General features: G+C 67.5%; 17 protein-coding genes and 3 tRNA genes. 17 read left to right on the top strand and 3 right to left on the bottom strand.

Features of this window, described 5'->3' with window-relative positions:
* Positions 1-318: 318 nt before the first annotated feature.
* The 5 genes from gltB (at position 319) to eno (ending at position 10396) form a co-directional block, all read left to right on the top strand.
* Positions 319-4767 (top strand): glutamate synthase large subunit, encoded by a 4449-nt coding sequence (gltB, locus tag QWG60_RS14220; protein WP_146908444.1) that lies wholly within the window; start codon positions 319-321, stop codon positions 4765-4767.
* Positions 4768-4790: 23 nt separating this feature from the next.
* Entirely contained in the window at positions 4791-6209 is a 1419-nt protein-coding gene (locus tag QWG60_RS14215) for an FAD-dependent oxidoreductase (protein ID WP_035592624.1), read from the top strand.
* Positions 6210-6555: 346 nt separating this feature from the next.
* Positions 6556-8211 (top strand): CTP synthase, encoded by a 1656-nt coding sequence (locus tag QWG60_RS14210; protein ID WP_146909298.1) that lies wholly within the window; start codon positions 6556-6558, stop codon positions 8209-8211.
* 5 nt (positions 8212-8216) lie between these two features.
* Positions 8217-9068, top strand: a complete 852-nt coding sequence (gene kdsA, locus QWG60_RS14205) for a 3-deoxy-8-phosphooctulonate synthase (protein WP_046078331.1) — start codon at positions 8217-8219, stop codon at positions 9066-9068.
* A gap of 35 nt (positions 9069-9103) precedes the next feature.
* A complete protein-coding gene (gene eno, locus QWG60_RS14200) occupies positions 9104-10396 on the top strand; it encodes a phosphopyruvate hydratase (protein ID WP_035592616.1) in 1293 nt (430 codons plus the stop codon).
* A 488-nt stretch (positions 10397-10884) separates the two neighbouring features.
* Here eno and fdxA read toward each other — a convergent pair whose 3' ends face one another.
* On the bottom strand, positions 10885-11208 hold the full coding sequence (gene fdxA / locus QWG60_RS14195; RefSeq protein WP_035592614.1) for a ferredoxin FdxA: 324 nt from the start codon (positions 11206-11208) through the stop codon (positions 10885-10887).
* 216 nt (positions 11209-11424) lie between these two features.
* Positions 11425-14010 (bottom strand): DNA mismatch repair protein MutS, encoded by a 2586-nt coding sequence (gene mutS, locus QWG60_RS14190; protein ID WP_146909296.1) that lies wholly within the window; start codon positions 14008-14010, stop codon positions 11425-11427.
* A gap of 309 nt (positions 14011-14319) precedes the next feature.
* Between mutS and QWG60_RS14185 the strand changes: the two genes are divergently transcribed.
* The 9 genes from QWG60_RS14185 (at position 14320) to QWG60_RS14145 (ending at position 21411) form a co-directional block, all read left to right on the top strand.
* On the top strand, positions 14320-14814 hold the full coding sequence (locus QWG60_RS14185; protein ID WP_146909294.1) for a CinA family protein: 495 nt from the start codon (positions 14320-14322) through the stop codon (positions 14812-14814).
* Between the two features lie 159 nt (positions 14815-14973).
* Positions 14974-16032 carry a recombinase RecA gene (gene recA, locus QWG60_RS14180; protein WP_035592609.1) on the top strand — a complete coding sequence of 353 codons (1059 nt, stop codon included), beginning with the start codon at positions 14974-14976 and terminating at the stop codon, positions 16030-16032.
* Between the two features lie 3 nt (positions 16033-16035).
* Positions 16036-16509 carry a regulatory protein RecX gene (locus tag QWG60_RS14175; RefSeq protein ID WP_146909292.1) on the top strand — a complete coding sequence of 158 codons (474 nt, stop codon included), beginning with the start codon at positions 16036-16038 and terminating at the stop codon, positions 16507-16509.
* A gap of 129 nt (positions 16510-16638) precedes the next feature.
* Positions 16639-19245: an alanine--tRNA ligase gene (gene alaS / locus QWG60_RS14170; protein WP_146909289.1), complete on the top strand. Its 2607-nt coding sequence runs from the start codon at positions 16639-16641 to the stop codon at positions 19243-19245.
* Between the two features lie 103 nt (positions 19246-19348).
* Complete coding sequence (locus tag QWG60_RS14165; protein ID WP_146909287.1) at positions 19349-20599, top strand: aspartate kinase; 1251 nt, start codon at positions 19349-19351, stop codon at positions 20597-20599.
* A gap of 189 nt (positions 20600-20788) precedes the next feature.
* Positions 20789-20989, top strand: a complete 201-nt coding sequence (csrA, locus tag QWG60_RS14160) for a carbon storage regulator CsrA (RefSeq protein ID WP_035592604.1) — start codon at positions 20789-20791, stop codon at positions 20987-20989.
* Between the two features lie 100 nt (positions 20990-21089).
* Positions 21090-21182: transfer RNA gene (locus QWG60_RS14155), tRNA-Ser, on the top strand.
* Positions 21183-21203: 21 nt separating this feature from the next.
* Positions 21204-21280 (top strand) — tRNA-Arg (locus QWG60_RS14150).
* 54 nt (positions 21281-21334) lie between these two features.
* Positions 21335-21411, top strand: a tRNA-Arg gene (locus QWG60_RS14145).
* Positions 21412-21623: 212 nt separating this feature from the next.
* Here QWG60_RS14145 and QWG60_RS14140 read toward each other — a convergent pair.
* The gene (locus QWG60_RS14140) at positions 21624-22592 is read right to left on the bottom strand and encodes a tRNA dihydrouridine synthase (protein WP_146909285.1); all 969 of its coding nucleotides are present in this window, start codon (positions 22590-22592) and stop codon (positions 21624-21626) included.
* A 166-nt stretch (positions 22593-22758) separates the two neighbouring features.
* Here QWG60_RS14140 and QWG60_RS14135 point away from each other — a divergent pair, with 166 nt between their 5' ends.
* The 3 genes from QWG60_RS14135 to QWG60_RS14125 are packed head-to-tail and all read left to right on the top strand — an operon-like array spanning position 22759 to position 26203.
* On the top strand, positions 22759-23010 hold the full coding sequence (locus QWG60_RS14135) for an OadG family protein (protein WP_046078323.1): 252 nt from the start codon (positions 22759-22761) through the stop codon (positions 23008-23010).
* A 47-nt stretch (positions 23011-23057) separates the two neighbouring features.
* Positions 23058-24866, top strand: a complete 1809-nt coding sequence (gene oadA, locus QWG60_RS14130; RefSeq protein ID WP_046078322.1) for a sodium-extruding oxaloacetate decarboxylase subunit alpha — start codon at positions 23058-23060, stop codon at positions 24864-24866.
* A 14-nt stretch (positions 24867-24880) separates the two neighbouring features.
* Positions 24881-26203, top strand: a complete 1323-nt coding sequence (locus QWG60_RS14125) for a sodium ion-translocating decarboxylase subunit beta (RefSeq protein ID WP_107181190.1) — start codon at positions 24881-24883, stop codon at positions 26201-26203.
* The last annotated feature ends 124 nt before the right edge of the window (positions 26204-26327 follow it).

The following is a 26327-nucleotide window of genomic DNA, read 5'->3' as shown; positions in this document are numbered from 1 at the left end:
TCGGTATGGGGTTAGGGTGTCATTTGCGACTAAAGTCTAATGAGGGTGTCGTGCCGGGAATGTTCCACGTCGTTGGCGTGCAACTCGTTGAGTTAGCGTGATTTTTTTATTGTTCGCTTAGACAAGTTGCGGATTTGTCGAAGGTTTTTGGCGTGGCGGCGGCGTGGCGGCATTGCGCGAGCGAGGGGGCGTGGCTATTCTGTGGAGCCTTTTGCCGCGCAGTTTTGATGCCGCAATAGAGGCGTCAAATAAAAAGAAAAACCTTTAAATATATCATAAGAAACTGCGAAGTACACCTTTTCAACCTGAGGCACGCCCATGAACAGAGGTCTTCATCAACCCGGCGAGTTTCGTGACAACTGCGGGTTCGGTCTGATCGCCCACATGGAGGGCCAGGCCAGCCACGATCTGCTGCAGACCGCCATCGAATCGCTGACCTGCATGACCCACCGCGGCGGCATCGCCGCCGACGGCAAGACCGGCGACGGCTGCGGCCTGCTGCTGAAGATGCCCGAGGCCTTCATGCGCGAGGTGGCCCGAGAGGCCCTGGGCGTGGAGCTGGGTAGCCGCTTCGCGGTGGGCGCGATCTTCCTGCCCGACGACGACGCCCGCGAGGCCGCTGCCCGCGAGGCTCTCGAACGTGAACTTGAGGCCCGTGGCCTGATCGTGCAGGGCTGGCGCGACGTGCCGGTCGACCCGAGCGTCTGCGGTCCCATGGCGCTGGACTGCCTGCCGCGCATCCGCCAGCTGTTCGTCGAGCCCGGCGAGACCGCCGCGGATACCTTCGACGTCGAGCTCTTCATGGCCCGTCGTCGTGCCGAGCAGGCGCTGCGCGACGACGAGGACTTCTACGTCAGCTCGCTGTCCTCCGAAGTCGTTTCCTACAAGGGTCTGGTGATGCCGGTCGACCTGCCGGCCTTCTATCGCGACCTGGGTGACGAGCGCCTGGAGACCGCCATCTGCGTCTTCCACCAGCGCTTCTCCACCAACACCGCGCCGCGCTGGCCGCTGGCCCAGCCGTTCCGCCTGATGGCTCACAATGGCGAGATCAACACCATCGAGGCCAACCGCGGCTGGGCGAACTCCCGCAAGGAGAACTTCGTCAGCGAGCGCCTGCCCGACATCGCCGAGCTCGACGAGATCGTCAACACCACCGGCTCCGACTCCTCGAGCATGGACAACATGCTGGAAGTGCTGCTGACCGGCGGCATGGAGCTGCATCGCGCGGTGCGCATGATGGTGCCGCCGGCCTGGCAGAACGTCGAGATCATGGACGGCGACCTGCGTGCCTTCTACGAATACAACTCCATGCACATGGAGCCGTGGGACGGCCCGGCCGGCGTGGTCATGACCGACGGCCGCCAGGCGGTCTGCATGCTCGACCGCAACGGCCTGCGCCCGGCGCGCTGGGTGATCACCAAGAACGGCTACATCACCCTGGCCTCCGAGATCGGCACCTACGACTACAAGCCCGAGGACGTGGTGGCCAAGGGTCGCGTCGGCCCCGGCCAGATCCTGGCCGTGGACACCCAGACCGGCGAGGTCCTGCACACCCAGGACATCGACTCGCGTCTCAAGTCCGCCTATCCCTACAAGCGCTGGCTGAAGCAGGAAGCCAACTACCTCGAGTCCGCGCTCACCGAGCTGGCCCGCTTCCAGAACATGGATGCCGAGACCCTGGCGGTGCGTCAGAAGATGTTCCAGGTCAGCTTCGAGGAGCGTGACCAGGTGCTGCGCCCGCTGGCCGAGAGCGGTCAGGAAGCGGTGGGCTCCATGGGCGACGACACGCCCATGGCGGTGCTGTCCGGCAAGAAGCGGCTGCTGACCGACTACTTCCGCCAGAAGTTCGCCCAGGTCACCAACCCGGCCATCGATCCGCTGCGCGAGTCGATCGTGATGTCGCTGGAGAGCTGCATCGGCGCCGAGCGCAACGTCTTCGCGGCGACGCCCGATCATGCCCATCGCCTGGTGCTGACCACGCCGGTGCTGTCGCCGCGCAAGTTCACCGCCCTGGTGACCCACGAGGATCCGGCCTTCAACAGCCATACCCTGTCGCTGGCTTACGACCCCGAGACCACCGGGCTCAAGGCCGCACTGCAGGCGCTGTGCGACGAGGCCGCCCAGGCTGCCCGCGATGGCAAGGTGCTGCTGGTGCTGTCCGACGCCGAGGTGGCGAAGGGCCAGCTGCCGATTCATGCCGCCCTGGCGGTCGGTGCCGTGCACCATCATCTCGGCCGGCTGGCGCTGCGCCCGCGGGTCAACCTGATCGTCGAGACCGGCTACGCTCGCGACGCCCACCAGATGGCGGTGCTGTTCGGCGTGGGCGCCACCGCGGTCTATCCGTGGCTGGCCTACCAGGTCATGGCCGACATGCATCGCACCGGCGAGCTGGTCGGCAACCCGGCCGACGCCCGCGAGAACTATCGCAAGGGGCTGCAGAAGGGCCTGTTCAAGATCCTGTCCAAGATGGGCATCTCGACCCTGGCCTCCTATCGTGGCTCCCAGCTGTTCGAGGCGGTGGGCCTGGCCTCCGAGGTCATGGACCTGTGCTTCACCGGCATGGCCTCGCGCATCGAGGGCACCGGCTTCGCCGAGCTGCAGCTGCAGCAGGAGCTGCTGGCCAAGGACGCCTGGTCGCCGCGCAAGAGCATCTCCCACGGCGGCCTGATGAAGTACGTCCACGGCCACGAGTACCACGCCTACAATCCGGACGTGGTCAAGGCTCTGCAGGAAGCGGTGCAGGAGGGCGATTACGCCAAGTGGAAGACGTTCGCGGGCCTGGTCAACGACCGCGACCCGGCCGCCATCCGCGACCTGCTGCGGCTCAAGCCGGCCGAGACGGCGCTGTCGCTGGACGAGATCGAGCCCGTCGAGGACCTGCTGCCGCGCTTCGACAGCGCCGGCATGTCGCTGGGCGCGCTGTCGCCGGAGGCCCACGAGGCCCTGGCCCAGGCCATGAACGAGGCCGGCGGTCGCTCCAACTCCGGTGAGGGCGGTGAGGATCCGGCGCGCTACGGCACCGTCCGCAGCTCCAAGATCAAGCAGATCGCCTCCGGCCGCTTCGGCGTCACGCCGGCCTATCTGGCCAACGCCGAGGTGCTGCAGATCAAGGTGGCCCAGGGCGCCAAGCCCGGCGAGGGCGGCCAGCTGCCCGGCGGCAAGGTCAACGGCCTGATCGCCCGGCTGCGCTACGCGGTGCCCGGCGTGACCCTGATCTCGCCGCCGCCGCACCACGACATCTACTCCATCGAGGATCTGGCGCAGCTGATCTTCGACCTCAAGCAGGTCAATCCGAGCGCCCAGGTGTCGGTGAAGCTGGTCTCCGAGCCTGGCATCGGCACCATCGCCACCGGCGTGGCCAAGGCCTATGCCGACCTGATCACCGTGTCCGGCTATGACGGCGGCACCGCGGCCAGCCCGCTGACCTCGATCAAGCACGCCGGCAGCCCCTGGGAGCTCGGCCTGCCCGAGGTCCACCAGGCGCTGCGCATCAACGGCCTGCGCGACAAGATTCGCCTGCAGACCGACGGCGGCCTGAAGACCGGCCTCGACGTGATCAAGGCGGCGATCCTCGGCGCCGAGAGCTTCGGCTTCGGCACCGCACCGATGGTCGCCCTGGGCTGCAAGTACCTGCGCATCTGCCACCTCAACAACTGCGCGACCGGCGTCGCCACCCAGCATCAGGCCCTGCGCGATGAGCACTTCCGTGGCACCGTCGACATGGTCAAGCACTACTTCCGCTTCATCGCCGAGGAAGTGCGCGAGCTGATGGCCCTGCTGGGCGTGCGTCAGCTCACCGACCTGATCGGCCGCACCGACCTGCTCGAAGCGATCGAGGGCGTGACGGATTCACAGCGCCGCCTGGACCTGTCGCCGCTGATGACCAACGACTTCGTGCCCGCCGAGGCGCCGCAGTTCTGCGAGGTCAGCCGCAACGAGCCCCACGACCCGGGGGCCAAGAACCAGGAGATGCTCGAGGCGCTCAAGGCCGCCATCGAGGCCAGGTCCGGCGGTGAGTTCGACTTCACGATCACCAACTGCGACCGCTCCGTCGGTGCGCTGGTCTCCGGCGCCATCGCCAAGCGTTACGGCGAGGCGGGGCTCGAGGACGCGCCGCTGACCGCGCGCTTCACCGGCGTGGCCGGCCAGAGCTTCGGCGTGTGGAACGCCCGTGGCCTCAACCTCTACCTCGAGGGCGACGCCAACGACTACGTCGGCAAGGGCATGAACGGCGGTCAGGTGACCATCGTGCCGCCCCGCGGCAGCGGCTTCGAGAGCCACAAGACGGCGATCATCGGCAACACCTGCCTCTACGGCGCCACCGGCGGCACGCTGTACGCCGCGGGTACCGCCGGCGAGCGTTTCGGGGTGCGCAACTCCGGCGCCCAGGCGGTGATCGAGGGGGCCGGCGACCACTGCTGCGAGTACATGACCGGTGGCCTGATCACCGTGCTCGGCGAGGTCGGCGTCAACTTCGGTGCCGGCATGACCGGCGGCTTCGCCTACGTGCTGGACGAGGACCGCAGCTTCGTCGACAAGTACAACCATGAACTGGTGGAGATCCACCGCGTCAACACCGAGGCCATGGAGGCCCATCGGCGACACCTGAGGGAAATCATCGAGGAATACGTTGCGCAGACCGGCTCCCAGCGCGGTCGCGACATCCTCGAGGACTTCAGCGACTTCATCCGTCATTTCTGGCTGGTGAAGCCCAAGGCGGCGAGCCTCGCCAGCCTGCTGGATGAATCCCGTCGGCGTCCCGAGTAAGCCTGGAGAGAGGAGCGAGTAACATGGCCAACCGTTTGAACAACGACTTCCAGTTCATCGACGTGGGTCGCCAGGACCCCGAGAAGAAGGCGGCGTCGACGCGGGCGAAGCAGTTCGCCGAGATCTACGAGCCGTTCCAGCCGCAGGATGCCGCGAGCCAGGCACACCGCTGTCTGTCCTGCGGCAACCCTTACTGCGAATGGAAGTGCCCGGTTCACAACTACATTCCCAACTGGCTGAAGCTGGTCAGCGAGGGCAACATCCTGGAGGCCGCCGAGCTCTCCCACCGCACCAACTCGCTGCCCGAGGTGTGCGGCCGGGTATGCCCGCAGGATCGCCTGTGCGAGGGCGACTGCACCCTCAACGACGGCTTCGGTGCGGTGACCATCGGGTCGGTGGAGAAGTACATCACCGACACCGCCTTCGCCATGGGCTGGCGCCCGGACATGTCCCGGGTGACCTGGACCGACAAGAAGGTGGCGATCATCGGCGCCGGCCCGGCGGGCCTCGGCTGTGCCGACATCCTGGTGCGCAACGGCGTCAAGCCGGTGGTGTTCGACAAGAATCCCGAGATCGGCGGCCTGCTGACCTTCGGCATTCCCGAGTTCAAGCTCGAGAAGACCGTGATGGAGCGTCGTCGCGCCGTCTTCGAGGAGATGGGCGTCGAGTTCTGCCTGGGGGTCGAGATCGGCACCGACATGCCGTTCGACAGGCTGCTCGAGGAGTACGACGCGGTGTTCCTCGGCATGGGCACCTACAAGTACATGGAAGGCGGCTTCCCGGGCGAGGACCTGCCGGGCGTGCACAAGGCGCTCGACTACCTGATCGCCAACGTGAACCACTGCCTGGGCTTCGAGAAGGATCCGGCGGACTACGTCTCGCTGGAAGGCCAGAAGGTCGTGGTCCTCGGCGGCGGCGACACCGCCATGGACTGCAACCGCACCGCCATTCGCCAGGGGGCCGAGGCCGTGACCTGCGCCTACCGCCGCGACGAGGACAACATGCCCGGCTCGCGCAAGGAGGTGGCCAACGCCCGCGAGGAGGGCGTGGAGTTCCTGTTCAATCGCCAGCCGGTGGCGGTGGTCGGCGAGGACAGGGTCGAGGGCGTGAAGGTCGTGCGCACTCGCCTCGGTGAGCCCGACGAGAACGGTCGCCAGCGTCCCGAGGTGGTGCCGGGCTCCGAGGAAGTGGTGCCCGCCGACGCCGTGGTCATCGCCTTCGGCTTCCAGCCGAGCCCGGCGCCCTGGTTCGAGACCGTGGGTATCCAGGTCGACGAGAAGGGCCGGGTCAAGGCGCCGGAGCAGGGCGCCTACGCCTTCCAGACCACCAACGAGAAGATCTTCGCCGGTGGTGACATGGTGCGTGGCTCCGACCTGGTGGTCACCGCCGTGTACGAGGGCCGCCAGGCCGGCGAGGGCATCCTCGACTACCTGGACGTCTAGGCGCCGAGCTACAAGCGCCGAGCTACAAGAAACCCCGAAGGTCAGGCCTTCGGGGTTTTCTTTGGCTCTGGGCGATCACACGCTGCTGACTTGCAGCTTGCAGCTTGCAGCTTGCAGCTTGCAGCTTGCAGCTTGCAGCTTGCAGCTTGCAGCTTGCAGCTTGCAGCTTGCAGCTTGCAGCTTGCAGCTTGCAGCTTGCAGCTTGCAGCTTGCAGCTTGCAGCTTGCAGCTTGCAGCTTGCAGCTTGCAGCCCAAATTGAGCCGGGGACCGCACTCTGCTATTCTGTCGTCCCATCCTGGCGCGGCTTCCTGCCGGGCCTACCGATCACGTTTCGACAGGTTCTCCATGACACGATATATCTTCGTGACCGGCGGCGTTGTGTCCTCTCTCGGCAAGGGCATCGCGTCGGCTTCGCTGGCGGCGATTCTCGAGGCACGGGGCCTCAAGGTCACCATGCTCAAGCTCGATCCCTACATCAATGTGGATCCGGGCACCATGAGTCCCTTCCAGCATGGCGAGGTGTTCGTCACCGAGGATGGGGCGGAAACCGACCTGGACCTCGGTCACTACGAGCGCTTCATCCGCACGAAGATGAGCCAGGCCAACAACTTCACCACCGGGCGCGTCTACGAGCACGTGCTGCGCAAGGAGCGCCGCGGCGACTACCTGGGCGGCACCGTGCAGGTGATTCCGCACATCACCGACGAGATCAAGCATCGCGTCTATGAAGGCGGCAAGGGCGCCGACGTCGCGCTGGTCGAGATCGGCGGCACCGTGGGCGACATCGAGTCGCTGCCCTTCCTCGAATCGATCCGTCAGATTCGCAGCGAGCTGGGCGCGAGCCGGGCGATCTTCATGCACCTGACCCTGGTGCCCTACATCCAGACCGCCGGCGAGACCAAGACCAAGCCGACCCAGCACAGCGTCAAGGAGCTGCGCTCGATCGGTATCCAGCCGGATATCCTGATCTGCCGCAGCGAGGTCGAACTCGAGGAGACCGAGCGCCGCAAGATCGCGCTGTTCACCAACGTCGAGGAGCGGGCGGTCATTCCGCTGCAGGACGCCGATACCATCTATCGCATTCCGCTGATGCTGCACGAGCATGGCCTCGACGAGTTCGTCTGCGACAAGCTGCGCCTGGAGGCCAGCGAGGCCGACCTGTCCGAGTGGATCCGCGTGCTCGACGCCAAGCTCAATCCGCTCAAGTCGATCAACATCGCCATGGTCGGCAAGTACATGGAGCTGCTCGACGCCTACAAGTCGCTCAACGAAGCGCTGGTCCATGCCGGCATCCAGACCCGGGTCAAGGTCAACATCGACTACATCGATTCCGAGGACATCGAGCGTCACGGTCCGGAACGCCTGGCCGGCAAGGACGCCATCCTGGTGCCCGGTGGCTTCGGCGAGCGCGGCGTGGAAGGCAAGATCGCCACCGCCCGCTTCGCCCGCGAGAACGGCATCCCGTATCTCGGCATATGCCTCGGCATGCAGGTGGCGGTGATCGAATTCGCCCGTCACGTGGCCGGCTGGGACGACGCCAATTCCACCGAGTTCACCCACGATACCCAGCACCCGGTGGTGGGCCTGATCACCGAGTGGCTGAGCCCGGAAGGCAAGATCGAGCTGCGCGACGAGGCCTCCGACCTGGGCGGCACCATGCGTCTGGGCGGCCAGGTCTGCCACCTGGCGACCGGCTCCAGGGCTCGCGAGGCCTACGGCAACGAGGAGATCGTCGAGCGCCACCGTCACCGCTACGAGGTCAACGACCAGTTCGTCGCCGACCTCGAACAGGCCGGCCTGGTGGTCTCCGGCCGCAGCGTCGACAAGTCCCTGGTGGAGATGGTCGAGCTGCCCGATCATCCCTGGTTCGTGGCCTGCCAGTTCCACCCGGAGTTCACCTCCACGCCGCGTGACGGTCACCCGCTGTTCACCGGTTTCGTGAACGCGGCGCTGGAGCACAAGGCGGCGCGCACCCGCGCCCAGAGCACCCCACAGGAGTGAGCGTCATGCCCGTCCCGGAACGCCCGATCGACATTGCCGGCCTCCGGGTCGGCAATGACCAGCCGCTGACGCTGTTCGGCGGCATGAACGTGCTGGAATCCCGCGAGCTGGCCCTCGAGGTGGCCGAGGCCTACGTCGAGGTCACCGGCCGGCTCGGCATGCCGTACGTGTTCAAGGCCAGCTTCGACAAGGCCAACCGCAGCTCCATCCACTCGTTCCGCGGCCCCGGTCTCGACCGGGGTCTGGCGATCCTCGCCGAGGTGAAGGAACGCTTCGGCGTGCCGATCATCACCGACGTGCACGAACCCTGGCAGGCGGCACCCGCCGCCGAAGTGGCGGATGTCATCCAGCTGCCGGCCTTCCTCGCCCGCCAGACCGACCTCGTCGTGGCGATGGCCGAGACCGAGGCGGCCATCAACATCAAGAAGCCCCAGTTCCTGGCGCCTCACGAGATGCGCCATATCCTGCGCAAGTGCGAGGAGGCCGGCAACGACCGGCTGATCCTGTGCGAGCGCGGCACCAGTTTCGGCTACAACAACCTGGTGGTCGATATGCTGGGCTTCGGTGAGATGAAAGAGACCGGCTACCCGCTGCTGTTCGACGTCACCCACGCCTTGCAGCGGCCCGGCGGTCGCTCGGACAGCGCCGACGGGCGCCGTGCCCAGGTCGCCGAGCTGGCTCGCGCCGGCGTGGCCGTCGGGCTCGCCGGGGTGTTCCTGGAGTCCCACCCGGACCCGGACAACGCCAAGTGCGACGGCCCCTGCGCCCTGCCGCTCGATCGTCTCGAGCCCTTCCTGGCCCAGCTCAAGGCGCTCGACGAGTTGGTCAAGGGCTTCGCGCCGCTCGAGATTTCCTGATTTCCCCAACGCTGACTCACTAAGGACGAGACAACATGACCAAGATCGTCGATGTTCGCGCCCTCGAGGTGCTCGATTCCCGCGGCAACCCCACCGTTCAGGCCGAGGTGCGTCTGGAGAGCGGTGCCGTGGGCACGGCCTGTGCCCCCAGCGGAGCCTCCACCGGCTCCCGCGAGGCCCTCGAGCTGCGCGATGGCGACAAGGCCCGCTACCTGGGCAAGGGCGTGTTGAAGGCCGTGGAGGCCGCCAACGGCGTCATCCGTGAGCGTCTGGTCGGCATGGACGCGCGTGACCAGCGTGCCCTGGACGAGGCCATGCTCGAGCTCGACGGCACCGACAACAAGGCCACCCTGGGCGCCAACGCCATCCTCGCCGTGTCGCTGGCCGCCGCCAAGGCTGCCGCCAACGCCAAGGGCGCGCCGCTCTATGCCCACATCGCCGAGCTCTACGGCCAGCCGAGCCGGTTCCGCATGCCGGTGCCGATGATGAACATCCTCAACGGCGGCGAGCATGCCGACAACAACGTCGACATCCAGGAGTTCATGATCCAGCCGGTGGGCGCGCCGAGCTTCCGCGAAGGCCTGCGCATGGGCGCCGAAATCTTCCACGCCCTGAAGAAGGTGCTCGCCGGTCGTGGCTTGTCCACCTCGGTGGGCGACGAGGGCGGCTTCGCGCCGAACCTGGCGTCCAACGCCGAGGCCCTGGCGGTGATCAAGCAGGCGGTGTCCGACGCCGGTTACGAGCTCGGCCGCGACATCACCCTGGCCCTCGATTGCGCCTCCTCCGAGTTCTACAAGGATGGCGTCTACGATCTCGCCGGCGAGGGGAAGCAGTACGACGCCGCCGGCTTCGCCGACTACCTGGCCGAGCTCTGCGACCAGTATCCGATCGTCTCCATCGAGGACGGCATGGACGAGTCCGACTGGGACGGCTGGAAGGCGCTGACCGACAAGGTTGGCGACAAGGTGCAGCTGGTCGGCGACGATCTCTTCGTCACCAACACGCGCATCCTCAAGCGTGGCATCGACGAGCAGATCGGCAACTCCATCCTGATCAAGTTCAACCAGATCGGCTCGCTGTCCGAGACCCTGGACGCGATCAGGATGGCCCAGGACGCCGGCTTCACCGCGGTGATCTCCCACCGCAGCGGCGAGACCGAGGACACCACCATCGCCGACCTGGCCGTGGGCACCGCCGCCGGCCAGATCAAGACCGGCTCGCTGTGCCGCTCCGACCGCGTCGCCAAGTACAACCGCCTGCTGGTGATCGAGCAGGAGCTGGGTGAGCGCGTGGACTACCCGGGCCGCAGTGCCATCAAGGGGCAGTAAGCGGCGCCGATCGGCGGTCCTCGTGTAGGAAATCGCCTACACGGGCCCGGCGACATTCGTGACATCTCGCCCGACAATACCGGCGCCTTCCAGGCGCCGGTATTTTTTATCCCGTTGTTTTTAAATGTTTTTTTCTGAATGTGGTGAGGGTGGCGTCGTGTCGGGCGCGAGAAGGCCCGGTTGAGAAGTCGCGCAAGACTGCCAGAATGGTCAGCGGGACAAGGGAGAGCGGAGTCTCTCCCGGCAGGACGCCACGGGATGCAGTCTCAAGCCGAGCCCGGTGTCGCAGGACGCGGCTTCCGGGCAGGGAAGGCTAGGAGTTCGAGCGGAAGGAACCGCTCAAGGATGGCTGGGAGCGGGCGACCTTCGGGTCGCCTTCCTTTTGCCTGGGTGTTCTCCTTCATCGCAGTGCGAAACGACGACGCCGAATGTCGAGAGACATTCGGCGTCGTCGTGTCTGGGCTTCGCTCGAGCGTCTTGCCCGGGGCTCAGCGCTCCAGCTGGTCCGCCTTGCCGGGCTTGCCGTCCCATTCCTCGGCGTCGGGCAGCGGGTCCTTCTTCTCGGTGATGTTCGGCCACGTCTCCGCCAGCTCGGCGTTGATCTCGATGAACTGTTCCTGGCCTTCCGGTAGCTCGTCCTCGGAGAAGATCGCCTCGGCCGGGCACTCGGGCTCGCACAGCGCGCAGTCGATGCACTCGTCGGGGTGGATCACCAGGAAGTTGGGTCCTTCATAGAAGCAGTCCACCGGGCAGACCTCGACACAGTCGGTGTACTTGCACTTGATGCAGTTTTCGGTGACGACGAATGTCATGCCAGTCTCCCTTCCTCGGCCGGGGCGCGCCGCGGCCAGTCGGTCTTGAATGTCGAATTGAGTTATAAAAACTTCTGCTTTTATAATAAGTAGAACTTGATCGAACCATTTTAGTCGGCCCGCCATGCTGCCCGCAAGCCGTGGCGCGTCGAGTCGATGGCATCGCCGCCGCCCGAGGGCGGCGGCGATGACCGGCGCTTGTATCGGTCTTCCGTCCTACAGGCTCTCCTGCCACCGGTACAGCCATTCCAGTGCCTGGCGTGGGCTCAGCTCGTCCAGCGCCAGCCCCGAGAGGCTCTCCACCATCGGATGCGGGGCGCTGGCGAACAGATCCGCCTGCTGCGGTGACGCCTCTTCGCCTTCGCGGGGTTCCACCGGCGCGCGCTGGCCCTGGTCGACCTCCTGCTGCTCCAGCGTCGCGAGCTTCTCCCGGGCCCGGGCGATCACGCCCTGGGGCACGCCGGCCAGCTGGGCGACCTGCAGGCCGTAACTCTGGCTGGCCGGGCCGTCCTCCACTCGGTGCATGAAGACGATGCCGTCACGGTGCTCCGCCGCCGTCAGATGCACGTTGGCCACGCTCTCGGCCTGTTCGGCCAGCGCGGTCATCTCGAAGTAGTGAGTGGCGAACAGCGTGAAGGCGCGGGTGCGGGTCAGGTGTTCGGCGCTGGCCCAGGCCAGCGACAGGCCGTCGAAGGTGCTGGTACCGCGGCCGATCTCGTCCATCAGCACCAGGCTGTGGTCGGTGGCGTTGTGCAGGATGTTGGCGGTCTCGGTCATCTCCACCATGAAGGTCGAGCGGCCGCCGGCCAGGTCGTCGGAGGAGCCGATGCGGGTGAAGATGCGATCCACCGGGCCGATGCTCGCGCTGTCGGCCGGCACGAAGCTGCCGGTGTGGGCGAGCAGGGTGATCAGCGCCGCCTGGCGCATGTAGGTGGACTTGCCGCCCATGTTGGGGCCGGTGATCACCAGCATGCGCCGCGCGTCGTCCATCACCATGTCGTTGGGCACGAAGGGCGCCTCGCTGACCCGCTCGACCACCGGGTGGCGGCCGCCGCGGATGTCGAGGCCCGGCGCCTCCGGCAGCGCCGGGCGAGCCAGGTCCAGCGAACGCGCGCGCTCGGCCAGCGCGGCCAGCACGTCCAGGGCGGCCAGGGAGCGGCCGGTGGCCTGCAGCGGGGCCAGTTCGGCGTTGAGGTCGTCGAGCAGGCCGTCGTAGAGCAGCTTCTCCCGGGCCAGGGCGCGGGACTTGGCCGACAGCGCCTTGTCCTCGAACTCCTTGAGCTCGGGGATGATGAAGCGCTCGGCGTTCTTCAGCGTCTGGCGGCGGATGTAGTCCACCGGCGCCTCGCGGGCCTGGGCGCGGGGAATCTCGATGTAGTAGCCATGGACCCGGTTGTAGCCGACCTTGAGGCCGGTCAGCCCGGTGCGCTCGCGTTCGCGGGTTTCCAGCTGCACCAGGTAGTCGCCGGCGTGCTCGGCCAGGCCGCGATGCTCGTCGAGCTCGGCGTCGAAGCCCTCGGCGATCACGCCGCCGTCGCGGATCACCACCGGCGGGTTCTCGACCAGCGCGCGGCCCAGGGTGTCGGCGAGCGCGGGATAGGGGCGGATATGGCGCTTGAGCTCGTCCAGCGCGGTGCCGTCCTCGTACTCGGCGAGCTCGGCCTTGAGTTCGGGCAGCGCCGCCAGGGCGTCGCGCAGCCGGGCGAGATCCCGGGGGCGGGCGCTGTACAGCGCCACCCGGGCCAGGATGCGCTCCACGTCGCCGATCGCCTTGAGCGTCTCGCCCAGCGGCAGGTAACCGTCACGGTCGAGCAGGGCGGCCACGGCGGCCTGGCGGGCGCCGACCTGATCGCGGTCGCGCAGCGGGCGGTTGAGCCAGCGCTTGAGCAGCCGCGAGCCCATGGCGGTGGCGGTGGTGTCGAGCACGCTGGCCAGAGTGTTGTCGCTGCCGCCGCCCAGGTTGACGTCGATCTCCAGGTTGCGGCGGCTGGCGGCGTCGATCACCACGGCGTCGTCGCGGCTCTCGACGCCGATGGCGGTGACATGGGGCAGCTGCGAGCGCTGGGTGTCGCGGGCGTAGTCGATCAGCACCCCGGCGGCGGTGAGTGCGGCCTCCAGATGGGCGCAGCCGAAGCCGCGCAGGTCCTGCACGGCGAACTGGTCGCACAGGGTGCGGGTGGCCGATTCCAGGTCGAACAGCCAGTCGCTCTGGCGGCGCAGGCCGCGACGCTCCTCGAGCGACGGCGGAAGGCTCAGGCAGTCGGCCACCAGCAGCTCCGCCGGATCGAGGCGGGTCAGCTCGGCCAGCATCTCGGCCTCGCCCTCCACCTCGAGCACGCTGAAGCGCCCGCTGGAGAGTTCCAGCCAGGCAAGCCCCCAGCGCTCGCCGGTCGAATGGATCGCCACCACCAGGTTGTCGCGGCGGGCGTCGAGCAGCGCCTCGTCGTAGAGGGTGCCGGGGGTGACGATGCGCACCACCTTGCGCTCCACCGGGCCCTTGGCGGCGGCCGGGTCGCCCATCTGCTCGCAGATGGCCACCGACTCGCCGGCGGCGACCAGGCGCGCCAGGTAGCCCTCGGCGCTGTGGTAGGGCACGCCGGCCATGGGAATCGGCTGGCCGGCCGACTGGCCGCGCTGGGTCAGGGTGATGTCCAGCAGCGCCGCGGCGCGCTTGGCGTCGTCGAAGAAGAGTTCGTAGAAGTCGCCCATGCGGTAGAAGAGCAGCACCTGGGGATGCTCGCGCTTGATCTTCAGATACTGGGTCATCATGGGCGTGTGCGGCTTGGCGCTGGCCTGTGACATGGGCTTCCTTGGCTGGCGGTGGAGACGGTGAGAAACGCGAATATCGGGATGGCGTGAGGTGCCATGCATCTCGCGGACAAAGCCAGTATTCTACGCCCAAGGATGGCCTTCGTCAGGGGCGTTTGGGTCATGCTCGAAGCGTTGCCGACAGCGAGGAGCGCCGGGGGACAGGTCGTAGTGGGGGTTTTTGCCAGGGATGGCAAAAGTAGCGCCCAGGGATGGGTTCACAGCGCCCCGCGCAGGCCTGTCGCCGGAACAGCTCCGAGCGTTCGGTGGGGAGCGCCTAAGGGTCAACAGGGAGGGGATTCCATGTCCGTATCGCCCCAGACGCGCCGTCTCGCCGAACGCCTCGGCGCGCTGTGCCGCGAGCGCGGCGCGAGCGTCGCCACCGCCGAGTCCTGCACCGGCGGCGGGGTGGCGAATGCCATCACCGAGATCGCCGGCAGCTCGGACTACTTCGAGACCGGCTACGTGACCTATTCCAACGCCGCCAAGACGCGCCTGCTGGGCGTGCCCGAGGCGCTGCTCGAGCGCGTCGGGGCGGTCAGTCACGAGGTGGTCGAGGCCATGGTGGCCGGCGCCTGCGCCGAGAGCGGCGCCGATCTGGCCGTGGCCATCAGCGGCGTGGCCGGCCCCGGCGGCGGCAGCGCCGAGAAGCCGGTGGGCACGGTGTGGCTGGCCTGGGGCGCCCCGGGCCGGGTGCGCACCGAGCGTCACCACTTCGCCGGCGAGCGTGACGCGGTGCGCGATCAGGCCGTGAACGCCGCCCTCGAGGGGCTGATCGCCGAGCTGGAAAACGGCTAGTTCGGCCTCGGCCGATGCGGTCGGTTCGGGGTGGCCGAGCGGCCGCTTTTTCGTCATACTACTGTGCAGTCATACAGTGCTTTTCGGCGGCCGTCGCGCCGTCATTCCGCCAATGTTTCGTCATCGCCGTGCGTCACGGCGATCGCTTAGGAGACCCTCATGGCTCAGGACGACAATCGTTCCAAGGCGCTCAACGCCGCGCTTTCCCAGATCGAGCGCCAGTTCGGCAAGGGCACCGTGATGCGCCTGGGCGATACCCCGCGCGTGGTGATGCCGTCGGTATCCACCGGTTCCCTGGGGCTGGACATCGCCCTGGGCATCGGCGGCCTGCCCTTCGGCCGCGTGGTCGAGATCTTCGGCCCGGAATCCTCGGGCAAGACCACCCTGACCCTGTCGGTGATCGCCCAGGCCCAGAAGCAGGGCAAGACCTGCGCCTTCATCGACGCCGAGCACGCCCTCGACCCGAGCTACGCCGAGAAGCTCGGCGTCAACCTCGATGACCTGCTAGTCTCTCAGCCGGATACCGGCGAGCAGGCCCTCGAGATCTGCGACATGCTGGTGCGCTCCGGTGGTGTCGACGTGATCATCATCGACTCGGTGGCGGCGCTGACCCCGCGCGCCGAGATCGAAGGCGAGATGGGCGACTCCCACGTCGGCCTGCAGGCGCGGCTGATGTCCCAGGCGCTGCGCAAGATCACCGGCAACATCAAGAACGCCAACTGCATGGTGGTGTTCATCAACCAGATCCGCATGAAGATCGGCGTGATGTTCGGCAGCCCCGAGACCACCACCGGCGGCAACGCGCTCAAGTTCTACTCCAGCGTGCGCCTCGACATCCGCCGCACCGGCTCGGTCAAGCAGGGCGACGAGGTCACCGGCAACGAGACCCGGGTCAAGGTGGTCAAGAACAAGGTCTCGCCGCCGTTCCGCCAGGCCGAGTTCCAGATCCTCTACGGCAAGGGCATCTACCACGCCGGCGAGGTGGTCGACCTGGGCGTGCAGTGCGGCCTGGTCGACAAGGCCGGCGCCTGGTACAGCTACCAGGGCAGCAAGATCGGCCAGGGCAAGGCCAACGCCGCCCAGTTCCTCGAGGACAACCCGGCGATCATGGAAGAGATCGAGAGCCAGATCCGCGCCCAGCTGCTGTCCACGCCGGAGCCCAAGGAAGAGAGCGCCGAGGCCGAGGCGGACACCGACGCGGGCGGCGAGTCGTCCTGATCCATGGCGGGCCCTGTGCGATCGGAGGATGCCACGCCCCGCGACGATGCCATCCGCCTGCTGGCCCGGCGCGAGTATGCCCGGGCCGAGCTGCGCGACCGCCTGGCTGCCAAGGGCCACGCGCCCGAGGCGGTCGAGGCATGCCTCGACGCGCTGGTCGAGCAGGGGCTGCAGTCCGACGTGCGCTTCGCCGAGAGTTTCCTGCGCTCCCGGGTCGCTCGCGGCCAGGGGCCGGTGCGCATCCGCGCCGAGCTCTCCCGCCGCGGCGTCGATGACGCCACCGCTCGTGGCGCCTTCGACGAGGCCGGCGGCGAGGTCGACTGGTTCGAGCTCGCCGCCACGACCCTGGCCCGGCGTTTCTCCGGCCCCGGCCAGGAACCCCGCGAGCGTGCCCGTCGCGAACGCTTCCTGGCCGGCCGCGGCTTCGATTTCGACCAGCTCCGGCATGCCATGAACCATGCCTGGGACGACGCCTGAACGCCCCGCCCTTTAGTCGCTTGACGACTGCGCTATAATGGGTCCCTTTGCGAACGCCCCGGGTGGCAGTCCGATGATGGCTGCCGTGCCCGTCCTGCGGGCCACCACGCCTATCGCCACGGATACCCCATGAAAAGCGCAGACATCAGACAGGCCTTTCTGAGTTACTTCGAGGAGCAGGGCCACACCATCGTGCCGTCCAGCTCCCTGGTGCCGAGCAACGACCCGACCCTGCTGTTCACCAACGCCGGGATGGTGCCGTTCAAGGACGTTTTCCTCGGCCGCGACCCGCGTCCCTACGTCCGTGCCACCTCGGCCCAGCGCTGCGTGCGCGCCGGCGGCAAGCACAACGACCTCGACAACGTCGGCTACACCGCCCGCCACCACACCTTCTTCGAGATGCTGGGCAACTTCAGCTTCGGCGACTACTTCAAGCGCGACGCCATCCGCTTCGCCTGGACCTTCCTCACCGAGGTGCTGGGGCTGCCGAAGGAGAAGCTGTGGGTCACCGTGCACGTCAGCGACGACGAGGCCGAGCGCATCTGGAAGGACGAGATCGGCGTCGATCCGGAGCGCTTCTCCAAGCTCGACGAGGACAACTTCTGGCAGATGGGCGACACCGGCCCCTGCGGCCCCAGCTCCGAGATCTTCTTCGATCACGGCGCCGAGGTCTGGGGCGGCCCTCCCGGCAGCCCCGAGGAGGACGGCGACCGCTACATCGAGATCTGGAACCTGGTGTTCATGCAGTTCGATCGCGACGCGGCCGGCGAGATGCATCCGCTGCCCAAGCCGTCCATCGACACCGGCATGGGCCTGGAGCGCATCGCCGCGGTGATGCAGGGCGTGCACTCGAACTACGAGATCGACCTGTTCCAGAACCTGCTCGAGGCGGCGGCCCGGGCCACCGGTCATGACGACACGTCCACGCCCTCGCTGCGCGTGATCGCCGACCACATCCGCTCCTGCGCCTTCCTGATCACCGACGGCGTGCTGCCCTCCAACGAGGGGCGCGGCTATGTGCTGCGTCGGATCATCCGCCGCGCGGTGCGTCACGGACACAAGCTGGGTGCCCAGGGTCGCTTCTTCCACAAGCTGGTGGGCGCGCTGGACGCCGAGATGGGCGAGGCCTACCCGGAGCTGCGCGAGGCGCGCCACCAGATCGAGCGCGTGCTGCTGAAGGAAGAGGAGCAGTTCGCCCGCACCCTGGATCACGGCATGGGCTTGCTCGAGGAGGCGCTGGCCGGCCTCGAGGGCGACACCCTGCCGGGCGAGACGGTGTTCAAGCTCTATGACACCTACGGCTTCCCCTACGACCTGACCGCCGACGTCTGCCGCGAGCGCGGCGTGACCCTCGACGAGGCCGGCTTCGAGCGCGAGCTGGAGGCCCAGCGCGAACGCGCCCGGGCGGCCAGCCAGTTCGGTGCCGCCTACGAGGCCTCGCTCGATCTGGAAGGCGAGACCGACTTCACCGGCTACGAGCGTCTCGAGGACCAGGCCGCGGTCACCGCCATCGTCGACCGCGAGGGCAATCCGCTGGACGGCCTCGAGGTCGAGCAGCGCGGCATGGTGGTGCTGGATCGCACGCCCTTCTACGCCGAATCCGGCGGCCAGGTGGGTGACACCGGTTACCTCGAGTTCGACGGCGGCCGCTTCCTGGTCACCGATACCCAGAAGCAGAGCGGTCACCACCTGCATCACGGCGTGCTGCTCGAGGGCGCGCTGGCGGTGGGCGACGCGGTGACGCCGCGGGTCGATGCCAGCCTGCGCGCGGCCAGCGTGCGTAATCACTCGGCGACTCACCTGATGCACGAGGCGCTGCGCATCGTGCTCGGCGAGCACGTCGAGCAGAAGGGCTCGCTGGTGACGCCCGAGCGCCTGCGCTTCGATTTCAGCCACTTCGAGCCGGTGACCGCCGAGCAGCTGGCCGAGATCGAGCGACTGGTCAACGAGCAGGTGCTGGCCAACGCCGACACCCGCATCGAGCACATGACCCTGGACGAAGCCAAGGCGAAGGGCGCCGCGGCGCTGTTCGAAGCCAAGTACGCCGACAGCGTGCGGGTGCTGACCATCGGCGCCGACGACTTCTCGATCGAGCTGTGCGGTGGCACCCACGTGCGTCGCAGCGGCGACATCGGCTGCTTCCATATCGTCAGCGAGGCCGGCGTGGCCTCCGGCGTGCGCCGCATCGAGGCCATCACCGGCGAGGCCGCGCTGGCCTACTTCCGCGAGCAGGAAGCGCGGGTGTCACGCATCGGCGAGCGTCTCAAGGCCAAGCCCGAGCAGGTCGAGGAGCGCGTCGAATCGCTGGTCGAGCGCAATCGCGGCCTGGAGAAGGAGCTCGAGCGGCTCAAGGCCAAGCTGGCCAGCGCCGCCGGCAACGACCTGCTCGACGAGGCCCGTGAGGTCAAGGGCGTCAAGGTCCTGGCCAAGCGCCTGGAAGGCGTCTCGGGCAAGGAGCTGCGCGGCATGCTCGACCAGCTCAAGAACAAGCTGGGCTCCGGCATCGTGGTGCTCGGCGTGGCCGACGAGGCCGCCGGCAAGGTCAGCCTGATCGCCGGCGTCACCGACGACCTCACCGCCAGGGTCAAGGCCGGTGCGCTGGTCAACCACGTGGCCGGCCAGGTCGGCGGCAAGGGCGGCGGCCGACCCGACATGGCCCAGGCCGGCGGCAGCGATGCCGCGGCCCTGCCGGCGGCGCTGGAGAGCGTCCCGGCCTGGGTCGAGGAGGCGCTCTAGGCGTCACGGGGCCGAAGACGGCAGCGTCTTCGGCCCCTCGTGTATCCGGCCTCGCTTAACTTTCATCCATTCCAACGCTAAATCGACAGAGGGACAACGACGCATGGCACTATACGTACAGAAGTTCGGCGGTACCTCGGTGGGCTCCGTGGAGCGCATCAAGGCCGTGGCCGAGAAGGTCAAGGGCTTCCGTGACGCCGGCCATCAGGTCGTGGTCGTGGTGTCCGCCATGAGTGGCGAGACCAACCGCCTGATCGGCCTGGCCAACGACATCAACGACGAGCCGACCCCGCGCGAGCTCGACATGCTGGTCTCCACCGGCGAGCAGGTGACGATCTCGCTGCTGACCATGGCGCTGCACAAGCTCGGCGTGCCGGCCACCTCCTACACCGGCTCCCAGGTCGGCATCATGACCGACAGCGCCCACACCAAGGCGCGTATCCAGCGCATCGAGACCGAGGACATGCGCCAGGACCTGGATGACGGTCAGGTGGCCGTGGTCGCCGGCTTCCAGGGCGTCGACGAAGAGGGCAACATCACCACCCTCGGTCGCGGTGGCTCCGACACCACCGGCGTGGCCCTGGCCGCGGCGCTGAACGCCGACGAGTGCCAGATCTACACCGACGTCGACGGCGTCTATACCACCGACCCACGTGTCTGCTCCCAGGCCCAGCGCCTGGACACCATCACCGTGGAGGAGATGCTGGAGCTGGCCAGCCTCGGCTCCAAGGTACTGCAGATTCGCGCCGTCGAATTCGCCGGCAAGTACAACGTGCCGCTGCGTGTGCTGTCCAGTTTCCAGGACGGCCCCGGCACCCTGATCGTTGCAGACTCCGACAAAGACGAGGACTCCATGGAAGAACCGCTGATCTCCGGTATCGCCTTCACCGCCAACGAGGCCAAGCTGACCCTGCTCAACACCCCGGACGTGCCGGGCGTGGCCTCGAAGATTCTCGGCCCGATCGCCGATGCCAACATCGAGATCGACATGATCGTGCAGAACGTGGCGCCGGCCGGCGACTACACCGACTTCACCTTCACCGTCGCCAAGGGCGACTACAAGCTGACCCTGAAGATCCTCGAGGAACAGGTGCTGCCGGCGCTGGGCGAAGGCGAAGTGAAGGGCGACGACAAGATCGCCAAGGTCTCGCTGGTCGGTGTCGGCATGCGCTCCCACGCCGGCGTGGCCTCCAAGATGTTCCGCGTGCTGTCCGAGGAGAACATCAACATCCGCATGGTTTCCACGTCCGAGATCAAGATCTCGGTGGTGGTCGACGAGAAGCAGATGGAGCTGGCGGTGCGTGCCCTGCATCAGGCCTTCGGCCTGGACAAGAACGACATCGAGAGCGAATAAGGCGTCGCAGCCTGCCGTCAGCTTCTACGCTTGTAGGGAAGTCCATGGCAGCGCCTGCGACAGAGCTTTCATTCAACGAAGCTTCTGGGGTGTCATGGGCGATGCCTGCGATCGGAGGGGCGGGCACGAGCCGGCCCCTCTGCCGCGACAGCGCATCCCGCAGTCAGAAGTCTGAGAAGGAGATCAGTCATGCTCATTCTGACCCGCCGTGTCGGAGAAACCCTGATGATCGGTGATGACATCACCGTGACCGTGCTGGGCGTCAAGGGAAACCAGGTCCGTATCGGCGTCAACGCCCCCAAGGACGTCGCCGTGCATCGTGAGGAGATCTACCAGCGCATCCAGCGCGAGAGAACCGACGACGATGACGACGGCGAGGGGAGGGGGTAACGCGCCTGCGATCCGTCGGTGAGTCCGGGAGGCGAGAAAAATTGCCACCCCCTATGGACAAACCCCAATCGGATCGGTAGGATACGCACCTGTCGATGAGGGAGAGGTGGCCGAGTGGCTGAAGGCGCTCCCCTGCTAAGGGAGTAAGGGGTTTATAGCCTCTTCGAGGGTTCGAATCCCTCCCTCTCCGCCATCATCGATAGATGGAAGACAAGCGCCCGTAGCTCAGCTGGATAGAGTACCTGACTACGAATCAGGTGGTCGGAGGTTCGAATCCTCCCGGGCGCGCCATCTTCCTCCGGATGATGTTTCATCATCCCGCGATGAGCCTGCTCATTGCCGAAAGCGCCCGTAGCTCAGCTGGATAGAGTACCTGACTACGAATCAGGTGGTCGGAGGTTCGAATCCTCCCGGGCGCGCCAGATTCCGGACCCGCTCTCCTCGCGAGGGCGGGTCTTCTGTCTTTTGTACCCCGCTTTTTGCTAGCCGGACACCGTGCCCAATGAGGGGTCGGTGCCCGTGATCGTTCAGGCGCCGTCGCATCGCGACGTGCGCCTTTTTTTTGTTCGCCTGGCGGCGACTGTCTCTTCCCGGTCTCTCTTCCTGTTCCTTCTCTTCTCTCTTCCTGGCGCCCTCAGGCGCTGGTGACGTCGAGCCTGCCGGTCGGCACGGCGCTCCCCGCCGCGAGGCCGGCGAGGAAATCGTCCAGGTCGGTGACTCGGCGCAGTGCCTGAAAGCGTCGTGCGGCTTCGGCGTCGCGACTTCGCATGTGGTTCAACCATTGTTTGAGTAGCGAGACCACGATCTTGCTGGGTAACATGATTCGCTGCGACGCAGCATAGTCGCGCAGGACGCGGGCGCGCTCGGTCCAGGTCGTCGCCGGCATGCGCTCGCCGGTGGTCTGCCAGTGGCGGATGCGCGGTGCCAGCCCGGGATCGGCCAGGGCGCCACGGCCGAGCATCACGTCTCGGCAGCCGGACAGGGTGCGCGCCTTCCAGTAGTCCTCCAGCGTCCAGATGTCGCCGTTGGCGATCACCGGGATCGTCAGCCGGGCGCGGATGCGGCCGATCCATTCCCAGTGGGCCGGCGGCTTGTAGCCTTCACGGCGGGTGCGGGCGTGCACCGCCAGCTGGCGAGCGCCGGCGTCCTCGGCGGCCAGGCCGCAGGCCAGCGCCAGGCGGCGGTCGTCGAAGCCGAGCCGGATCTTGGCGGTCACCGGGATGGCATCGCCCACCGCGTCGTGCACGGCGGCCACGGCGGCGTGTACCCGGCGCGGGTCGCGCAGCAGCGAGGCGCCGCCGTCGTGGCGGTTCACCAGCTTGGCCGGGCAACCGAAGTTCAGGTCCAGGCTGCTGACGCCGAGCTTCAGCGCCTGACGGGCGTTGGCGGCCAGCGCCGTCGGGTCCGAGCCCAGCAGCTGCAGGTGCACCGGCACGCCGGTCGGCGTGGCCGGGCGGCCATCGGCCAGCTCCGGGCAGTGGCGATGGAAGACCCGCGGCGGCAGCCGCGTGTCCACCACGCGCACGAATTCGGTGACCGTCCAGTCGAATCCCGGCGCTCGCGTCAGCATCTCGCGAGTGACGGCATCGATCACGCCCTCCATGGGGGCTAGGCCGATGCGGCCGGGATGTAGTAATTTAACAACGTCAGCTTCCACCATGGTGCCATCGCGATCCTTTGGGAGTGTGGCAGCTTATACGCTCAGCGTTCATGCGCAACTCGCGCGCCCCCCTCGCCGGGGTGCGGCGGGGCGCTCGAGGAGGTCATCCATGCAGGATCCGCAGCTATTGAACGAGGGCCTGGCCCTGATGGGCCTCGGCATGGGGTTCGTGTTCGTCTTCCTGACCGTGCTGGTCATCGTCACCACCCTGATGTCGAGGGTGATCGGGCGCTTCTTCCCCGAACCCGCGGCCGAGGCCGCCCCGGCGCCTGCCAGTCGTGGGCCGGCCGTGCCGGACGAGGACCTGACGGCGGCGATCAGCGCCGCGATCCACCGCTATCGCCGTGAGCATCGCCGTTAGATCACGACACCCTCTCACTCCATCAACGACAACGACAAGGAACTCCCATGACGGAGAACGCTCGCCCGCTGGGCATCACCGACGTGGTCCTGCGTGACGCCCACCAGTCCCTGTTCGCCACCCGGCTGCGTCTCGACGACATGCTGCCGATCGCCGAGAAGCTCGACCGGATCGGTTTCTGGTCACTGGAATCCTGGGGCGGGGCGACCTTCGACGCCTGCATCCGCTACCTGGGCGAAGACCCCTGGGAGCGGATTCGCGCGCTGAAGGCCGCCATGCCCAACACCCGCCAGCAGATGCTGCTGCGGGCCCAGAACCTGCTCGGCTATCGGCACTATGCCGACGACGTGGTCGACCGCTTCGTCGAGCGCGCCCGCACCAACGGCGTTGACGTGTTCCGCGTCTTCGACGCCATGAACGACCCGCGCAACCTGGAGCGCGCCATCCAGGCGGTGCGTGCCAACGAGGGCCATGCCCAGGGCACCCTGTCCTACACCCTGAGCCCGGTGCACACCCTCGATGGCTGGGTCGAGCTCGGCGAGCGCATCGCCGCCATGGGAGCGGACTCCCTGGCGATCAAGGACATGGCCGGCCTGCTCAAGCCCTACGACGCCTATGAGCTGGTCTCGCGCCTGAAAAAGGCCGTGGACATCCCGATCCACATGCAGTGCCACGCCACCACCGGGCTCTCCACCGCCACCGCGCTGAAGGCCGTGGAGGCCGGCATCGACAACGTCGACACCGCCATCTCCTCGATGTCGATGACCTACGGCCACAGCCCCACCGAATCGCTGGTGGCGATGCTGCAGGGCACCGAGCGCGATACCGGCCTCGATCTCGAGGCGCTGGAGGACATCGCCGCCTACTTCCGCGAGGTGCGCAAGAAATACGCCGCCTTCGAGGGCTCGCTCAAGGGCATCGACTCGCGCATCCTGGTGGCTCAGGTGCCGGGCGGCATGCTCACCAACATGGAGAACCAGCTCAAGGAGCAGGGCGCCGGCGACCGCCTCGACGACGTGCTGCAGGAGATCCCGCGGGTGCGCGAGGACCTCGGCTACATTCCGCTGGTCACGCCGACCTCGCAGATCGTCGGCACCCAGGCGGTGATGAACGTGATGATGGGCGAACGCTACAAGTCGATCTCCAAGGAGGTCCAGGCGCTGCTCAAGGGCGAGTACGGCGCCGCCCCCGCCGCCTACAACGCCGAGCTTCAGGCCCGCGTGCTGGAAGGCGGCGAGCCGATCACCTGCCGCCCGGCCGATCGTCTCTCCCCGGAAATGGACCGGCTCGCCGCCGAGCTCAAGGAGAAGGCCAGGGCCGAGGGCATCCGGCTGGCCGAGGGCGAGCGCGAGATCGACGACGTGCTGACCTATGCGCTGTTCCCGCAGATCGGTCTCAAGTTCCTCAAGCATCGCGACGACCCCGACGCCTTCGAGCCGGTGCCCTCTGCTCCCGCGCCCCAGGCCGCCGGACAGGCGCCTGCCCCGGCCGGCGGGCCGGAGACCTACACCGTCACCGTCAACGGCAAGTCCTACGTGGTCGAGGTCGCCGAGGGCGGCGAGATCGAGCGCATCCAGGAGCAGGGCGGCGGTGCGGTTTCGACCGCCTCCGCGGCGCCGGCGGCCTCCTCGGGCGAAGCGTCGCCCGGCGAGACCATCAGTGCGCCGCTCGCCGGCAACATCTTCAAGGTCAACGTCAAGCCGGGTGATGTGGTCGCCGAGGGCGACGTGGTGATCATCCTCGAGGCCATGAAGATGGAAACCGAAGTGCGCGCCGCCAGCGCCGGCACCGTCTCGGCGGTGAAGGTCGGCGAAGGCGACAGCGTCACCGTGGGCGACGCCCTGGTCGTGCTCTAAAGGACGAACCCATGATCGACAAGTTACTGACCCTGTGGACCGGCTCCGGCCTCTACAACCTGAGCTTCGGCCAGGCGGCGATGATCGCCGTGTGCCTGCTGCTGCTGTGGCTGGCCATGGCCAAGAAGTTCGAACCGCTGCTGCTGGTGCCGATCGGCTTCGGCGGCATCCTGGCCAACATTCCCGAGGCGGGGCTGGCGCTGTCGGCCGCCGAGCAGGCCGCGCACATGGCGGGCCCCGACCTGCTTCAGCAGCTGGCGGCCTCCCTGCAGCTGAACCTGGTCCCGGGCGGAGACGTCGAGGCCTGGCGGCATGCCGTCGGTGAGTTGCTGCATGGCGACACCGCCCCGGAACTGATCCGTGCCGCCAACGACGTGGCCCTGGGCGCCGGCTTCGCCCACGGCATGCTCTACCAGTTCTACAGCGTGGCCATCGCCTCCGGCATCGCGCCGCTGGTGATCTTCATGGGCGTCGGCGCCATGACCGACTTCGGGCCGTTGCTGGCCAACCCGCGTACGCTGTTCCTGGGCGCTGCGGCGCAGTTCGGCATCTTCGCGACCCTGATCGGCGCGGTGGGGCTGACCGCCATGGGCGTGATGGACTTCTCGCTCAACCAGGCCGCCGCCATCGGCATCATCGGCGGCGCCGATGGCCCCACCTCGATCTACGTCTCGAGCATCCTGGCGCCGGAGCTGCTGGGGGCCATCGCCGTGGCGTCCTACTCCTACATGGCGCTGGTGCCGCTGATCCAGCCGCCGATCATGCGCGCCCTGACGTCCAAGGGCGAGCGCGAGATCGCCATGACACAGCTGCGGCCGGTGTCAAAGCGCGAGAAGATCGTCTTCCCGCTCAGCCTGCTGATCCTGGTGGTGCTGTTCCTGCCGGATGCCGCGCCGCTGCTGGGGATGTTCTGCTTCGGCAACCTGATGCGCGAGTGCGGCGTGGTGGAGCGGCTCTCCGACACCGCTCAGCACGCCCTGATCAATACCGTGACCATCTTCCTCGGCCTCTCGGTGGGCTCCAAGCTGATGGCCGACCGCTTCCTGGCCGTGGAGACCCTCGGTATCCTCGGGCTCGGCATGGTGGCCTTCGCCATCGGCACCGCCTGCGGCATCCTGATGGCCAAGCTGCTCAACGCGGTCAGCAAGACGCCGATCAACCCGCTGATCGGCTCCGCCGGCGTCTCCGCGGTGCCCATGGCGGCCCGGGTGTCGAACAAGGTGGGGCTGGAGTCCAACCCCCACAACTTCCTGCTGATGCACGCCATGGGGCCCAACGTGGCCGGCGTCATCGGCTCGGCGGTGGCCGCGGGCGTGATGATCAAGTACCTCGGCTGATGCGCCCCGGGCTTGCCCCGGCCGCATCGCTCGCCGCCGTCTTGGGCGGGACTCGGCACGGCGCCCCTCGGGGCGCCGTGCGTCGTTCCGGACCGCCATCGTCCTGTCACCTGCCGCGCCTAGC

The sequence above is a fragment of the Halomonas halophila genome (genome assembly GCF_030406665.1).
In the GTDB taxonomy this organism is placed as follows: domain Bacteria; phylum Pseudomonadota; class Gammaproteobacteria; order Pseudomonadales; family Halomonadaceae; genus Halomonas; species Halomonas halophila.
The sequence above is the reverse complement of the archived record's forward strand: the minus strand, read 5'-3'. Positions and strand labels throughout refer to the sequence as shown.

What these genes read in the sequence shown, in the direction of transcription:
- gltB (WP_146908444.1), top strand. Translation starts at nt 319, where the DNA reads ATGAACAGAGGTCTTCATCAACCCGGCGAGTTTCGTGACAACTGCGGG.
- QWG60_RS14215 (WP_035592624.1), top strand. Translation starts at nt 4,791, where the DNA reads ATGGCCAACCGTTTGAACAACGACTTCCAGTTCATCGACGTGGGTCGC.
- QWG60_RS14210 (WP_146909298.1), top strand. Translation starts at nt 6,556, where the DNA reads ATGACACGATATATCTTCGTGACCGGCGGCGTTGTGTCCTCTCTCGGC.
- kdsA (WP_046078331.1), top strand. Translation starts at nt 8,217, where the DNA reads ATGCCCGTCCCGGAACGCCCGATCGACATTGCCGGCCTCCGGGTCGGC.
- eno (WP_035592616.1), top strand. Translation starts at nt 9,104, where the DNA reads ATGACCAAGATCGTCGATGTTCGCGCCCTCGAGGTGCTCGATTCCCGC.
- fdxA (WP_035592614.1), bottom strand. Translation starts at nt 11,208, where the DNA reads ATGACATTCGTCGTCACCGAAAACTGCATCAAGTGCAAGTACACCGAC.
- mutS (WP_146909296.1), bottom strand. Translation starts at nt 14,010, where the DNA reads ATGTCACAGGCCAGCGCCAAGCCGCACACGCCCATGATGACCCAGTAT.
- QWG60_RS14185 (WP_146909294.1), top strand. Translation starts at nt 14,320, where the DNA reads ATGTCCGTATCGCCCCAGACGCGCCGTCTCGCCGAACGCCTCGGCGCG.
- recA (WP_035592609.1), top strand. Translation starts at nt 14,974, where the DNA reads ATGGCTCAGGACGACAATCGTTCCAAGGCGCTCAACGCCGCGCTTTCC.
- QWG60_RS14175 (WP_146909292.1), top strand. Translation starts at nt 16,036, where the DNA reads ATGGCGGGCCCTGTGCGATCGGAGGATGCCACGCCCCGCGACGATGCC.
- alaS (WP_146909289.1), top strand. Translation starts at nt 16,639, where the DNA reads ATGAAAAGCGCAGACATCAGACAGGCCTTTCTGAGTTACTTCGAGGAG.
- QWG60_RS14165 (WP_146909287.1), top strand. Translation starts at nt 19,349, where the DNA reads ATGGCACTATACGTACAGAAGTTCGGCGGTACCTCGGTGGGCTCCGTG.
- csrA (WP_035592604.1), top strand. Translation starts at nt 20,789, where the DNA reads ATGCTCATTCTGACCCGCCGTGTCGGAGAAACCCTGATGATCGGTGAT.
- QWG60_RS14140 (WP_146909285.1), bottom strand. Translation starts at nt 22,592, where the DNA reads ATGGAGGGCGTGATCGATGCCGTCACTCGCGAGATGCTGACGCGAGCG.
- QWG60_RS14135 (WP_046078323.1), top strand. Translation starts at nt 22,759, where the DNA reads ATGCAGGATCCGCAGCTATTGAACGAGGGCCTGGCCCTGATGGGCCTC.
- oadA (WP_046078322.1), top strand. Translation starts at nt 23,058, where the DNA reads ATGACGGAGAACGCTCGCCCGCTGGGCATCACCGACGTGGTCCTGCGT.